Annotated in this window: 11 protein-coding genes and 1 pseudogene; 6 read left to right on the forward strand and 6 right to left on the reverse strand. The window is 69.1% G+C overall.

Annotation, left to right across the window (positions count from 1 at the left end; all coding sequences use genetic code 11):
- Window positions 1-13 precede the first annotated feature (13 nt).
- The 4 genes from zapE (at window position 14) to LG3211_RS24345 (ending at window position 3,511) form a co-directional block, all read left to right on the forward strand.
- Window positions 14-1,096 (forward strand): cell division protein ZapE, encoded by a 1,083-nt coding sequence (gene zapE / locus LG3211_RS24330; RefSeq protein ID WP_057945110.1) that lies wholly within the window; start codon window positions 14-16, stop codon window positions 1,094-1,096.
- Between the two features lie 534 nt (window positions 1,097-1,630).
- Window positions 1,631-2,014: an HU family DNA-binding protein gene (locus tag LG3211_RS24335; RefSeq protein ID WP_057945111.1), complete on the forward strand. Its 384-nt coding sequence runs from the start codon at window positions 1,631-1,633 to the stop codon at window positions 2,012-2,014.
- A 288-nt stretch (window positions 2,015-2,302) separates the two neighbouring features.
- On the forward strand, window positions 2,303-2,581 hold the full coding sequence (locus LG3211_RS24340; protein ID WP_148649149.1) for a hypothetical protein: 279 nt from the start codon (window positions 2,303-2,305) through the stop codon (window positions 2,579-2,581).
- A gap of 120 nt (window positions 2,582-2,701) precedes the next feature.
- Complete coding sequence (locus LG3211_RS24345) at window positions 2,702-3,511, forward strand: aminoglycoside phosphotransferase family protein (RefSeq protein ID WP_057945113.1); 810 nt, start codon at window positions 2,702-2,704, stop codon at window positions 3,509-3,511.
- A 289-nt stretch (window positions 3,512-3,800) separates the two neighbouring features.
- Here LG3211_RS24345 and LG3211_RS24350 read toward each other — a convergent pair whose 3' ends face one another.
- From LG3211_RS24350 to LG3211_RS24370, 5 genes and pseudogenes are all read right to left on the reverse strand, one after another.
- A complete protein-coding gene (locus LG3211_RS24350; protein ID WP_057945114.1) occupies window positions 3,801-5,195 on the reverse strand; it encodes an efflux transporter outer membrane subunit in 1,395 nt (464 codons plus the stop codon).
- 167 nt (window positions 5,196-5,362) lie between these two features.
- Window positions 5,363-6,412: pseudogene (locus LG3211_RS24355) on the reverse strand (HlyD family secretion protein); the annotation flags it as partial.
- Window positions 6,413-6,428: 16 nt separating this feature from the next.
- Window positions 6,429-8,222 (reverse strand): efflux MFS transporter permease, encoded by a 1,794-nt coding sequence (locus tag LG3211_RS24360; RefSeq protein WP_057945115.1) that lies wholly within the window; start codon window positions 8,220-8,222, stop codon window positions 6,429-6,431.
- A 153-nt stretch (window positions 8,223-8,375) separates the two neighbouring features.
- Window positions 8,376-9,710, reverse strand: a complete 1,335-nt coding sequence (locus tag LG3211_RS24365; RefSeq protein ID WP_057945116.1) for an APC family permease — start codon at window positions 9,708-9,710, stop codon at window positions 8,376-8,378.
- 282 nt (window positions 9,711-9,992) lie between these two features.
- Complete coding sequence (locus tag LG3211_RS24370; RefSeq protein WP_057945117.1) at window positions 9,993-10,886, reverse strand: LysR family transcriptional regulator; 894 nt, start codon at window positions 10,884-10,886, stop codon at window positions 9,993-9,995.
- A gap of 175 nt (window positions 10,887-11,061) precedes the next feature.
- Here LG3211_RS24370 and LG3211_RS24375 point away from each other — a divergent pair, with 175 nt between their 5' ends.
- Window positions 11,062-12,063, forward strand: a complete 1,002-nt coding sequence (locus tag LG3211_RS24375) for an aldo/keto reductase (RefSeq protein ID WP_057945118.1) — start codon at window positions 11,062-11,064, stop codon at window positions 12,061-12,063.
- Window positions 12,064-12,113: 50 nt separating this feature from the next.
- Here the strand turns inward: LG3211_RS24375 and LG3211_RS26170 are convergent, their stop codons facing one another.
- Entirely contained in the window at window positions 12,114-12,347 is a 234-nt protein-coding gene (locus tag LG3211_RS26170) for a hypothetical protein (protein WP_148649150.1), read from the reverse strand.
- Between the two features lie 80 nt (window positions 12,348-12,427).
- On the opposite strand from LG3211_RS26170, the gene LG3211_RS24380 reads away from it, so the two are divergent.
- Entirely contained in the window at window positions 12,428-13,747 is a 1,320-nt protein-coding gene (locus LG3211_RS24380) for an amidohydrolase (RefSeq protein WP_057945119.1), read from the forward strand.

Genomic DNA, 13,747 nt, shown 5'->3' on the forward strand with positions numbered 1-13,747 from the left:
GCAGCACGCCGCCTTGACGCCCTCGCAGGCCTACGCGGCCGGCGTCGCGCGCGGCGACTGGAGCGATGATCCGGCGCAGCATCCGGCCCTGCGCGAACTCGACCGCATCCATGCCGGCGTGCTCGATCCGCCTTCGCAGGGCCTGTTCGACCGCCTGCGCGGCAAGCCGCGCGAAGGCGTATCCGGGCTGTATCTGTGGGGCGGCGTCGGCCGCGGCAAGACCTTCCTGATCGACCTGTTCTACGAACAGCTGCCGATCGCCGGCAAGCGCCGCACCCACTTCCACCGCTTCATGCGCGAGGTCCACGCGCAGCTGCGCGCGCACGCCGGCGAGAGCGATCCGCTGGCCAAGATCGTGCGCCAGTGGCGCGATCAGCTGCGCGTGCTGGTGCTGGACGAATTCTTCGTGATCGACATCGGCGATGCGATGCTGCTCGGGCGCCTGCTCGACCGCCTGTTCGCCGAGGGCGTGACCCTGGTGACGACCTCCAACACCGCGCCGCCCAATCTGTACGCCGAAGGCCTGCAGCGCGACCGCTTCAAGCCGGCGATCGAGCTGATCCAGCGCCACTGCGCGGTGCTGCTGCTCGACAGCGCGCAGGATTACCGGCTGCGCGCGCTGACCCGCACACCGGTCTATCGCGCGCCGCTGGACGCCGAGTCCGAGGCTTGGCTGAGCGGGCGCTGGAAGGAACTGGCCGCCGGCTGCACGCCGGACACCGGGCCGCTGCGCATCGACGGACGCGATATCCCGGTGCGCGCGCTGGCCGACGGCCACGCCTGGTTCGACTTCGCCGCGCTGTGCGAAGGCCCGCGCGCGGCCGGCGACTACATCGAGATCGCGACCGAATACCACACCGTGCTGCTCGGCGGCATTCCGATTTTCCCCGGCGGCATCCACGACGACGCGGCGCGGCGCTTCATCAATCTGATCGACGAGTTCTACGACCGCCACGTCAATCTGGTGTGCACCGCGGCCGACACGCCCACCGGTCTGTACCAGGGCCACCGCCTGAGCGGCGCGTTCGAGCGCACCGCCTCGCGCCTGATCGAGATGCAGTCGGCCGAATACCTGGCGCTGGAACACCGCGGCTGAGCGCCACCCGCTCGCCCTCGCGGCAGCGGCGAAGCCAGTGCGCGCCATAGCGAATCCGCCCGCGGCGTATGCGCCGCGTGATGACGCAGCGGAGGCCCATCACGGTCTTTATCCACAGACAGGCACATTCGCGCCGCGCATCGCAGCCCCGATCGGCCGCCGCTCGCCGATAGGCGCGTCCGACAGGCCGCACCGCGACTGAATGCCCGAGACCGGCATCGGCGCGGCGCGAGAGAGCGCGCTCGGCCGCGCGCAAACTTGCGCTGCGCCGCCGCAGGAATCGCAATCGGCCCTGTTTTTCAGGGATTTTTTTCATTCTCGCGACGGCCGCGCCAGTGCATCATTCGGCGAAAAAACCCTGCCGCAGCGGGGATTTCCCGCGCGCCGCGCCGACGAACGGACGCGGGCGGCTGAAAAACACGCATGTTTTTGCGTCAAAACTCTTGGCGGCGCGTCGAGCTTGCCCTACATTCCGCCTTGCCGAGGGGTTATCCAGGCAACCCATCCATCCAACGAGTGCTACCGGAAAAAACTATGGCTACGAAAAAAACCGCTGCAAAGAAGAAGGCCGCTCCGAAGGCCGCCGCCAAGCCGGCTGCTGCGAAGCCCATCAAGGAAGTGTTGAGCAAGTCGGGTCTGGTTGCGCACCTGGCCGAGACCACCGGCGTGGTCGCCAAGGACATCCGCTCGGTGCTCGCCGCGCTTGAAGGCGCCGTGCACGCGTCGATCAACAAGAAGGGCGCCGGCGCGTTCACCCTGCCGGGCCTGCTGAAGATCACCGCCGTCAGCGTCGCCGCCAAGCCGAAGCGCAAGGGCATCAACCCGTTCACCAAGGAAGAGCAGTGGTTCGCCGCCAAGCCGGCCACGGTGAAGGTCAAGGTCCGTCCGCTCAAGAAGTTGAAGGACGCCGCGGCCTGATGACCGCCGATGCGGCGTGGCCTGGCCCGCCGCATCATCGCTGCAGCGGACGCCGCCTTCGGGCGGCGTTCTGTTTTTCGGGCGCTGTGACCGCACCGGCCGAGCGCACGCGCGGCGCTTGAGAATCAGACCGATCCGCGCCGGCCTCGCGCCGCACTTGTCCGGATCGGCGCGCAGACTTTGCATGAAATATGAATGCGTCGCCCGGCCGCGCGGCCCCGCCTGCCGGCCTGGTTTGCGCCGCCGCGGTGCATGGCATAGTGCGCGTTATTGTCGTGGAGCATCGTCGTGGATCCGATCAGCCTGGAAGACTTGGCCCTGCTGGATGTCCTGCAACGCATCGATCAGGGGCAAGCCCCCGGCCGTCATGCATCGGCTCTGCGCGATCGCCTGATCGACGCCGCGCTGGCCCAGCTCGATGAAGACGGCGACACGCTGTCGCTGACCGATGCCGGCGTGGAGCGCTGCAAGTCCCTGCGCCATCGCGTCGCCGCCGACGCCGAGGCCGCGCAGGTGATCAAGGAGCGCGAGGAATCGGCGGCGGCGCAGGAAACCGAGACCGACTGAGCTCGCGCGATCGCGCCGGCGCACGAAGCTACACAAAGAAACATCCGGCCGGCACCGGCGCGCTTGCATGGCGCGCGCGCGTCCCGACATCGACAGGCATCGCCCTCGCGCCGGACCCGCATGACGCCGTTCGATCGCCACCTCTCGCTTTGGAATCTGCGCGCCGACGGCGCGCCGATCCGCACCCACAGCAGCGACCTGCTGCCGGTCCGCCACGGCGCGCAGCCGGCCATGTTGAAGATCCCGCGCGACGCCGAAGAAAAATTCGGCGGCATGATGATGCAGTGGTGGAGCGGCGACGGCGCCGCGCGCGTGTACGCGCACGACGAGGAGGCCTTGCTGCTCGAACGCGCCTGCGGCCCGCGATCGCTCGCGCACATGGCGCGCAACGGCCGCGACGAGGAGGCCACGCGCATCCTGTGCGAAACCCTGGAGCGGCTGCACGCGCCGCGCGCCGCGCCGGCGCCGGCCAACCTGGTGCCGCTGCGGACCTGGTTCGCCGATCTGGAGACTCATGCGCGCAGCCATGGCGGCGTGCTGGTGCGCAGCTGGGAGATCGCGCAGGAATTGCTGGCGCAGCCGCGCGAGGTGATGCCGTTGCACGCCGATATCCATCATGAAAACGTGCTGGACGCCGGCGCCGAGCGCGGCTGGATCGCGATCGATCCCAAGCGCGTGATCGGCGAGCGCGGGTTCGACTTCGCCAATCTGTTCACCGACCCGGACAAGGAAACCGCGCTGGCGCCGGGTAATTTCGAACGCCGGCTGGCGCTGGTGGTGGAACACGGCCGGATCGAACGGCGCCGCCTGCTGCAGTGGATCGCCGCGTTTCAGGGCTTGTCGGCGGCGTGGTTCATCATCGACGACGATGAATGCGAGAAGGAGTTCGAGATTATCCGCAAGGCGTTGGCGGAGTTGGATCGGGGTTGAGGTTGCTGCGCGGATTCGTTTTTGCTCTGGCTCCTGATTTTGCTCCCTCTCCCGCTTGCGGGAGAAGGTTGGGGTGAGGGCAGCCAGACGATACGCGTGCTCGGCAACCGACATACAGCGAGAATCGCGATACCTCTGTTGCGCGGTGAACTTGTCGCTTCGCGCGCCCTCACCCCAGCCCACCCCGGCCCAAACGCTTTGCGTTTGGGCGTTCACAGACGCGCGAGCCATGGCTCGCAAGCAGCGTCTGCTCACCCCGCACGCGGGAGAGGGAGCTCAACGCAGCGACTCATCGAACCGCAGTTTCTTCCCAACCGCCGCCCAGCGCCTTGTACAAATTCACCTCGGCGGTCAGCGCATCGCCCTGCAATTGCAGCACCGTCAGCTCGGCATTGAACAGATTGCGCTGCGCATCGAGCTCTTCCAGATACGAGGCATAGCCCTCGTTGTAACGGTTGCGTGCGATCCGCAGCGCCTCGGCCAGGGCCTGCTGTTGCTGCCGGGCCTGATCGCGTTGCTCATGCAGATAGCCGATCGCCGCGAGCGCGTCTTCGACTTCGGAGAACGCCGTCAGCACGGTCTTCTGATAACCGAGCACGGCCTGATCGCGGCGCGCGGCGCTGGCCTGGGCCTGCGCGCGCAAACGGCCGTGGTTGAACAGCGGCGCCAGTACGCTGCCGCCGACGCTCCACACGCGGATCGGATCGCCGTGCAGCAAGCTCGATTCCAGACTACCTAGCGATCCGGTCAACCGCAGCGACGGCAGCAGTTGCGCGCGCGCGGCGGCGAGGGTGGCGTCGCTGGCGGCGATCTGCGCTTCGGCCTGGGCGATGTCGGGGCGGCGGCGCAGCAGTTGCGAGGGCACGCCGGCCGCGGGCAAGGCCGGCGCGGCGATGTCCACCAGCGCCTTGCCGCGGGCGATGGCCTGCGGCGCGCGGCCCAGCAGCACCGACAGTGCGTCTTCCTGGCGCCGGATCGCCAGCTGCAACTGCGGCACAACCTGGGCGGTGGCGCGGTACTCGGCCTGGGCCTGGGCCAGTTCCAGGCGCGAGGTGTAGCCGGTGTCGAAACGACGCTTGGCCAGCTTGAGCGCGTTCTCGCGCGACACCAGGGTGCGTTGCGCGACCTCCAGCCGGGCGTCGCTGGTACGCAGGCCCAGGTAGGCCGAGGCCACCGCGGCGGCAATGCTCAGGCGCAGGCTGTCGGCGCCGGTTTCGCTCGCCAGCACACTGGCGCGCGCCGCATCCGTCAGCGCGCTGAGCCGGCCCCACAGATCGACTTCGTACGCGGCCTGGAACTGCGGCTGGCTGACATTGGAAATATTCGCGCGGCCGGTGGCGGCGCTGACGCTGCGCGAACGCGTGGCGCTCGCGCCCAGGTCCAGGGTCGGCCACTGCGCCGCGCCCTGCGCATCCAGCAGCGCGCGCGCTTCGGCCACGCGCGAGGCGGCCAGGCGCAGGTCGGTGTTGTGGATGAGCGCGGTGTCGACCAGTTCGGCCAGCACCGGATCGTTGTAGCCGCGCCACCAGTCGCGCTGCACCGCCACGCCGGCGCCGGGCGCGTCGCGCCAGGCCGGCGGCGGCGCGGCGATGTCCGGCGGCGGCGCGATGCTGACGCAGGCGGCGAGCAGACTCGCCGCGAGCGCCCATGCACAGATTCGGAATGCGGCGCGCGATGCCTTCATCGACGCGGATTCCCGTCGCCCGGATCGGCGGGCGGCGCGGGCGCGGCATCGGGCGCCGTCTGCGCTTTCGACGCGGGCGACGCGACGCCCGCCGCCACCGCCGGCACCGCCGCATCGCGCGCCGCGTTCGCCGCGGCCGCCTGTTCGTCGCGGCGCACCGCCTCTTCGTCGATCTTGCTGGCGGTATCGACCGTGGCTTCCACCGACATGCCCGGACGCAGGCGCGCGGCCAGTTCCTGATCGGGATCGATCGCAATGCGCACCGGCAGCCGCTGCGCGACCTTGGTGAAGTTGCCGGTGGCGTTGTCGGTCTTGATCACGCTGAATTCCGAGCCGGTGGCCGGCGACAGGCGCTCGACATGGCCGCGCAGGGTCGCGCCGTCGAGCGCGTCGATGCGGAACGAAGCCGACTGGCCGGGACGGATGCGCGCGGTCTGCGATTCCTTGAAGTTCGCCACCACCCACACCCGCTGCGGCACCAGTTGCATCAGCTGCGTGCCCGGGGTGACGTACTGGCCCAGGCGCACGCCGATCTCGCCGAGCTGGCCGTCCTGCGGCGCGTGGATGCGGGTGTTGGCCAGGTCGATCTCGGCCAGGCGCAGGGCGGCTTCGGCGTTGGCGACCGCGGCGGTCAGCGCGTCGCGGTTGACGATCACCGAGCGCACGTCTTCGTCGGCCGAGCGCCGCGCGGCCTGGGCCTGGCCCAGGCCGGCTTCGGCCTGACGCAGGGTCGCCAGGGTCTGATCGCGTTCGCGCTGCGACAGCGAGCCGTCGCCGACCAGCGCGCTGGCGCGGCGCATGTCGGCCTGGGCGCGGGCGAGGTTGGCCTGCGCGGCCTTGAGTTGCGCTTCGACATTGGCCACCGCGGCTTCGCGCACGCGCCGGGCCTGGGTCGAGTTGGACAGGTTGGCCTGCTGCGCGGCCAGATTGGCGCGGGCCTGATCGACGCGCTGGCGATAGTTGCGATCGTCCAGTTCGACCAGCACCTGCCCGGCCTTGACCCGCATGTAGTCCTGCACGCGGACCTGGGCGACATAGCCATCGACCTTGGGCGCGACCACGGTGACGCTGCCGCGCACGTAGGCGTTCTCGGTGGTCTGGCGCGCGCTGGAGAACGGCCACAGCCGCCAGGCGTAGAGAATCAGCAGCACGCCGACGATGGCGATCGCGATCGCCGGGATCGTGGCTTTGGACTGGAAGGGCGTCTTCAAGGGCATTGGGGCGTCCTTCGGATCAGGAAGCGGGCGCGGCGGGAAGCGCCGGCGTAGATGGGGCTGGCGAGGATTGAAGCGGAGCGGCCGTCACAGGCGTGTCGCGAGGCGGATCGGTCGCCGCCGCGGACGGCGGCCCGAACGGCCCGGGCACTTGCGCGGCGAAACTCACCACGGTGTGGCCGCGCCGCCACAGATGCCATTTCAGCAACAGTACCCAGGCCAGCACCACCACCGCCAGCCACGCCACCGACAGGAACACGTCGTTGTAGGCCAGCACCCACGACTCGCGCGTGACCTGCTGGCTCAGCGAGGTCAGCGCCTGATTGCCGCGCGCGGCCGGATCGCCGACCACGCGCGCGACCGCGCCGCCGAGCTGCTGGGTGCGCAGCACCACCTGCGGATCGCCGAGGGTGAGCTGCTGCATCAGATGCTGGTAATGCGCGGTCTGGCGCTGGGCCAGGTAGGTGCCGAGCACGGCCGAGCCGAGCAGGCCGCCGAGCGCGTTGGTGGTGCTGAACAAGACGATGAAAGTCACCAGGTTGCGCACGCCGTCGGCGACCACGCGCACCAGCGCGAGCAGGATCGAACTGGCCAGGAACATCGACGCGGCCATCGCGATCAAGGTCTGGGTGATGTAGAAGTTCGCCGGCCGGGTCAGATTGGTGGCGTGCGAATCGATGTAGGCGCACACGCCGACGATCGCCACCGCGATCAGCCCGAGCATGTCGAAACGCTGCTTGGGCAGGAACGGCAGCGTCACCACGAAGCCGGCGACGGTGCCGATCAGCACCAGCCAGAACATCGTATGCATCTGGTCGTTGAGCAGGCCCAGCACATTGAGCAGCCCGACCGCGCCGACCGACTGCTCCGACAGCACCATGCGCGAGAGCACGATCGCCAGCCCCAGCCGCACCATGTAGCCGCCGTGCAGCAGCCAGCGGATGTTGACCATCGGCTTGGAGCGGTTCATCTCGATCACCACGAACGCGCCCGCGCACAGCACCGCCACCACCAGGCAATGGCCCAGCCACGGCGTGTCCAGCCACCAGCGCAACCGGCCCTGGGTGAGCACCACGCACACCAGCGCGATCGCGCTGGCGTACAGCGGGAAGCTGGCGATGTCCCAGCGATCGAACATGTTCTGGCGCGGCACCGGCGTCACCCGCAGCAGGTTGATCGCGGCCAGGCAGGCCAGCGCCAGGCCCAGTTCGAACATCACGATGCCATGCCACTGCGCGTTGAGCAGCAAGGTCTCGGCGATGATCCGCGAGATCGGCGCGCCGGTCTGCAGCGCGGCGAAGCCGAACATCAGGCCGAGGATCTTCTTCGGCCCGGCGAACACTTCCGCCATGTACAGGATCGTCAGCGAGCTCAGCGGCGCGGCGGCGATGCCGAGCGCGGCGCGCGCGGCGATGGCCGAGTCCAGATCGTTCGCGAGCAAATGCACCACCGCGGCGACCACGAACAGGCCGATGCCCAGATCGGCGAACAGGCGCAGACCGTAGTGCAGGCGGAACTTGGTCAGCAGCAGACTGGCGGGGATGTTGGTGGCGAAGTACGCGGTCAGCAGCCACGTCGCCTCGGCGCTGGTGGCGCCGAGCGCGCCCTGCACCTGCTGCAGGTTGGACGCGACCAGGTTCATGCCCAGGCTTTGCGTGAGGCCCAGCAGCAGCGAGATGGAGACGAAACCGGCGATGCGCCAGCGCGACATCGGCATGGGCGCGAGCGGCGGCCCGGGCGGCGCGACATCGGTCGGCGGTGGCGGCGCGCTGGGCGCTTGAACGGTCGGTTCGGTGGCGGCGGTGCTGGCCATGATCGAGGCGCGTGGCTCCCGCGGTTCCCTTGCAGGCCCTAGTAGGCAACAGGCGGCGGTCAACGATCAAGCGCGCGCATGTCGGTCCGCTGTTCGTTTCGCGTTGAAATGCGCGAACGGGTGTGCTCGCGGCGTGAGGACGGCGCGAAACCGCTAGAGCGCGCGGCGACGTCGCAAGCTCAGCACGCCGTACAAGGCCACCAGCACGATCAGCGACACCACGATCGCCGCCCATTGCGCCGGCGTCATCGTCGCCAGGATCGCGGCCAGGATCGCCACCGCCAGCAACGGCATCGGCCAGCTGCCGCCGGGCAGGCGGAACGGTTCGCCGGCGCCGCGCAGATCCAGTGCCTGCGCGCGCCACGCGGCCACCGACACCGCCGCGAACAGCAGGCAGGTCGCGCCGCCGGAGATCAGCGCCAGGGTTTCGAAGTTGCCGATCAGGGCCAGCATCAGGGCGATGCCGGCGTGCGCGGCCAGCGCCGTCCGCGGCACGTGGTAGCGCGCGTCGACGCGGCCGAAGCCGCGCGGCAGGAATCCGTCGCGGCCCAGCGCGAACAGCAGCCGCGAGGACGAGAACAGGTTGCCCATCAGGAACCCGGCCATCGACACGCTCGCGGTCAGCAGCAGCAACGCGCGCCCGGGCGGCCAGATCGCGCCGGCCGCGTCGGCCAGCGGCGCGGTGCTGCCCGGCAGGCGCGGCCCCAGCATGCCCTGGCAGACGATCTGGATGCCGATGTACAGCAGCACCACGGCCAAGATCGCCGACAAGGTCGCGCGCGGCACATGGCGCGAGGGATCGCGCACCTCGCCGGTCGGCACCAGCGCGGTCTGCATGCCCGAGTAGGCGAACACCACCAGCACCATCGATGAACCCAGCGCGCCCCACGACGCATCTGCGGCGAATCCCACGTACCGCCAGTCCACCAGCAGCAGCCCGAAGCCGGTGAACAGGAACAGCGGGGTGAGCTTCAGGCCGGCCAGCAACACGATCGTGCGCGCGCCGAGCCTGACCCCGAAGGCGTTGAGCGCGAACAACAGCGCATAAGCCGCGGCGATGAACAGCGCGCGCGGCTGCGGCTCGCGCAGGACGCTCCAGGCATTGCCGGCCTGCTCGGCCAGCGCCGCGGCGACGCCCGCGCTGGACAGCACATTGCAGAACCACATCAGCGCGCCGGCCAGGAATCCGGCGAACGGTCCGAACGCCGCGCCGACGAAGGTGTACGGCCCGCCGGTCGCCGATGCGCGGCTGCCGATCGCCGAGAAGCACAGCGCGATCGGCACGATCGCGATCGCCCCGGCCACGAACACCAGCGGCGCGCTCGTGCCCATGCGCCCCATCAACAGCGCCGGCAGCATGAAGATGCCGGCGCCGACGATGATGTTGATGATCGAGGCGCCGAGCTGGAACGGCCCCAGCGCGCGGACCAGGGCGGCTTCGCCCTGCAGGATCGAAGGCGAGGCAGGCGGAACGGGTGATGCGGTCATGGGACTTCCCGGCGGATCGGCCGCAGCCTCGCATGGCGGCTGGGGAAAGGGGAGATGAGGTGCGGCAAAGGCGACGAGGATCGCAGTCGGCGATGTTGTTGTTGCCGTTGCTGTTGCTGTTGCTGTTCCCCCCTTTGAAAAAGGGGGGCAGGGGGGATTCGCTTTTGCTTTAAAAAACCCCCGCCGAAGTTCGCTGCCAGTCGCGGGCAAAAGCAAATCCCCCCCTAGCCCCCCTTTTTCAAAGGGGGGAACTGTTTCGCGGGGGCGGGGCGTTCGTCTCCCTCACATCTGCTCGCGCATGAAATCCACGAACACCCGCAACTTCGTCGGCAACTGCTTGCGCGCCGGGTAATAGATGTAGAACCCCGGAAACGGCGGCTGATAATCGCCCAGCACCTCGACCAGCCGCCCCGCGCGCACATCCTCGCGCGCGATCGGCTCGAACAACTGCGCCATGCCCAGGCCCGCGCGCGCGGCGCTGAGGATCATCATGCCGTCGTTGAAGATCAGCCGCCCTTCCACGTCCACTTCGAAATCGCGGCCGTCGCGGCCGAACTCCCACGGATACAGGCGCCGGCTGCCCGGCAGGCGCAGGCGGATGCATTCGTGGCCGACCAGTTCCTGCGGCGTGCGCGGCTTGTCGCGATGCTCGAAATACCCCGGCGTGGCCACGATCACCTGCCGCTGCATGCCGCCGACCGGCAACGCGATCATGTCGCGCGCCAGGCATTCGCCGAGCCGGATGCCGGCATCGAAGCCGCCGGCGACCAGATCGGCCAGCGTGTCATCGGCGAACAACTCCACCTCCAGCTCGGGATAGCGCGCGAGGAATTCCGGCAGCCGCGGCTCGACCAGCACCTTCGCCGCGGTGCGTCCGACATTGATGCGCAGGCGGCCGGTGGGACGATGGCGAACCGCGTCGAGGTCGTCGAACGCGGCCTCGATCTGCGCCAGCCCCGGGCCGATCTGATCGAGGAAGCGCGCCCCGTGCTCGGTCAGGCCGACCTGACGGGTGGTGCGGTTGAGCAGGCGCACGCCGAGCTTGCTCTCCAGGCCGCGGACGGTCTGCGACAGCGCCGACGGCGAGACCTCCAGCTCGGCCGCGGCACGGGTGAAGCTGCCGAAATGGGCGACGCGGGCGAACGCCAAAACAGCAGGCAGAGGATGAGCGGCCATTAAAGCCTCCGAAGCCAGGACAGTCGGCCCAATTATGAAGCAAACCTTCATAAGCCATTCGGACAACGCCGGTTTTTCAATCAATCGCGCGAGCCTAGAGTTCACACCACGCCCCACCGGGCGCCGCGGCCCCTCCCCCACGGCCGCGCACTGCCTTCCGATCAGGAGACCCACCATGAGCACGCTTCCGACCCGCCGTCTCGGCCGCAACGGCCCCGCCGTCTCCGCCCTGGGCCTGGGCTGCATGGGCATGAGCTTCGCCTACGGCGCCGCGGACGAAACCGAATCGCTGGCGACCCTGGACCGCGCGCTGGAACTGGGCGTGAGCTTCCTCGACACCGCGGACATCTACGGCCCGTACACCAACGAGGAACTGTTGGGCCGCGCGCTCAAGGGCCGTCGCGAGCAGGTGTTCCTCGCGACCAAGTTCGGCATCGTGTTCGATCCGGCCAACCCGGGCGCGCGCGGCGTCAACGGCCGTCCCGAGTACGTGCGCAGTTCGATCGAAGGCAGTCTGAAGCGCCTGGGCACCGACCACATCGATCTGTACTACCAGCACCGCGTGGACGCCTCGGTGCCGATCGAAGAGACCGTCGGCGCGATGGCCGAACTGGTGCGCCAGGGCAAGGTGCGTTACCTCGGCCTGTCCGAGCCGTCGGCGCAGACCCTGGAGCGCGCGCACGCCGTGCATCCGATCACTGCGGTGCAGAGCGAGTATTCGCTGTGGACGCGCGATCCGGAACACAACGGCGTATTCGAAGTCTGCGAGCGCCTGGGGATCGGCTTCGTTCCCTACAGCCCGCTGGGCCGCGGCTTCCTCACCGGCAACATCACCAGCGCCAGCGAACTGCAGAGCGACGATTTCCGTCTGACCACGCCGCGATTCCAGGGCGACAACTTCGCGAAGAACCTGGCGCTGGCCGAGCAGGTCAAGCGCATCGCCGCCGACAAGGGCTGCACGCCGGCGCAGCTGGCGCTGGCCTGGGTGCTGGCGCAGGGCGAGCATCTGGTGCCGATTCCGGGCACCAAGCGGCGCAAGTATCTGGAAGACAACGTCGGCGCGCTGACGGTGTCGCTGTCGGCCGCGGAACTGGCGCAGCTGGACACGCTGTTCGCTCCGGAAGCTGTCGCCGGCGATCGCTACACCGCAGTGGGCATGGCGTTGATCGGACGCTGATCGCCGCTCGACGGGCCGGGGCGCTTGCGCTCCGGCCCGTTGTTTTTTGCTCAGCCAAAAATTAAGAACAAGCGCGTCAGATCGCCCCCTTTAAAAAAGGGGGCGGCGCCCGGCGCCACCACGAAGTCGAACCGATGCGAATAGCGCGGGGGATTTGCTTTTGCTTTCGGTGAAGCAAAAGCAAATCCCCCCTGCCCCCCTTTTTTCAAAGGGGGGAACAGCAACAGCGGTGACTGGGCGCGCCGGGATCGAAGTTCAGTTGGATGCGCAACCGTGTGCTGCATGCACTCATGCCGCCTGGAGATATCGCCCCACGCCGATACGTCTTAGCATCGACTGCCTTGTTCACTGCACGGAGTCCGCGATGCCCCGGTTCGATCGTCTGCCGCTGTCGGTGTCGGCCCTGTGCCTGGCCGCCGCGTTGCCCGCGGCCGCGTCGGCGCAAGCCGCCGATCCGGCCCGCATCGCCCAGGCCGCGCAACAGGTGCAGCCGCAGGTCGTGGCCTGGCGCCGCGACATCCACCAGCATCCCGAACTCGGCCAGCACGAAGTGCGCACCGCCAAGCTGATCGCCGATCAGTTGCGCAAACTCGGCCTGCAGCCGCGCGCCGGCATCGCCCACACCGGCGTGACCGCGGTGCTCAAGGGCGGCAAGCCGGGGCCGAAGATCGCCATCCGCGCCGACATGGACGCGCTGCCGGTGACCGAACCGGCCGGGCTGGCATTCGCGTCCAAGGTCACCGCCGACTATCGCGGCCAGCCGGTCGGCGTCATGCACGCCTGCGGCCACGACGCCCACGTGGCGATCCTGCTCGGGGTGGCGACGGCGCTGGCGGCGCAGAAGGATCAACTGCCGGGCGAGGTGATGTTCGTGTTCCAGCCGGCCGAGGAAGGTCCGCCGACGGCGGGCGAGCCGTTCGGCGCCAAGCTGATGCTCGACGAGGGTGTGTTCAAGGATTTCAAACCCGAAGCCGTGTTCGGCCTGCACGTATGGGCCGGCTTGAACGTGGGCCAGGTCGGGTATCGCAGCGGGCCGATGCTGGCCAGCGCCGACGAATGGAGCCTGACCGTGCGCGGCAAGCAGACGCACGGCTCGCGGCCGTGGGACGGCGTGGATCCGATCACCGTCGGCGCGCAGATCCTGCTCGCCAGCCAGAGCCTGATCGCGCGCCAGGTCAATATCGCCGCGACGCCGGTGGTGCTGACCGCCGGCCAGTTCAACAGCGGCGTGCGTTTCAACATCATTCCCGACGAAGCCAGGCTGGTCGGCACCCTGCGCACCTTCGACGCCGGCGTGCGCGAGGACGTGATCGCGCGCCTGCGCCGCACCGCCGACGACTACGCGCACGCGGCCGGCGCCACCGCCGAATTGCAGGTGGTCAATAACGCGCCGGCCACCGTCAACGACCCGGCGCTGACCCGGCGCGTGCTGCCCTCGCTGCAGCGCGCGGCCGGCGAGAGCAACGTCGCCGAATCCGGACTGGTGACGGTGGCCGAGGACTTCTCGCAGTTCGCCAACACCGTGCCGGGCTTCTATTTCTTCGTCGGCTCGACCGCGAAGGGAAGCGACGCGGCGAAGGCGCCGATCAACCATTCGCCGAACTTCATGCTCGACGAAGGCGCGCTGGACGTCGGCACCCAGACCATGCTGCAGGTCGCGCTGGATTACCTGCACGGGCCTTGA

The sequence above is a fragment of the Lysobacter gummosus genome (assembly GCF_001442805.1).
GTDB lineage: Bacteria > Pseudomonadota > Gammaproteobacteria > Xanthomonadales > Xanthomonadaceae > Lysobacter > Lysobacter gummosus.

What these genes read in the sequence shown, in the direction of transcription:
- LG3211_RS24335 (WP_057945111.1), top strand. Translation starts at nt 1,631, where the DNA reads ATGGCTACGAAAAAAACCGCTGCAAAGAAGAAGGCCGCTCCGAAGGCC.
- LG3211_RS24345 (WP_057945113.1), top strand. Translation starts at nt 2,702, where the DNA reads ATGACGCCGTTCGATCGCCACCTCTCGCTTTGGAATCTGCGCGCCGAC.
- LG3211_RS24350 (WP_057945114.1), bottom strand. Translation starts at nt 5,195, where the DNA reads ATGAAGGCATCGCGCGCCGCATTCCGAATCTGTGCATGGGCGCTCGCG.
- LG3211_RS24360 (WP_057945115.1), bottom strand. Translation starts at nt 8,222, where the DNA reads ATGGCCAGCACCGCCGCCACCGAACCGACCGTTCAAGCGCCCAGCGCG.
- LG3211_RS24365 (WP_057945116.1), bottom strand. Translation starts at nt 9,710, where the DNA reads ATGACCGCATCACCCGTTCCGCCTGCCTCGCCTTCGATCCTGCAGGGC.
- LG3211_RS24370 (WP_057945117.1), bottom strand. Translation starts at nt 10,886, where the DNA reads ATGGCCGCTCATCCTCTGCCTGCTGTTTTGGCGTTCGCCCGCGTCGCC.
- LG3211_RS24375 (WP_057945118.1), top strand. Translation starts at nt 11,062, where the DNA reads ATGAGCACGCTTCCGACCCGCCGTCTCGGCCGCAACGGCCCCGCCGTC.
- LG3211_RS26170 (WP_148649150.1), bottom strand. Translation starts at nt 12,347, where the DNA reads ATGCAGCACACGGTTGCGCATCCAACTGAACTTCGATCCCGGCGCGCC.
- LG3211_RS24380 (WP_057945119.1), top strand. Translation starts at nt 12,428, where the DNA reads ATGCCCCGGTTCGATCGTCTGCCGCTGTCGGTGTCGGCCCTGTGCCTG.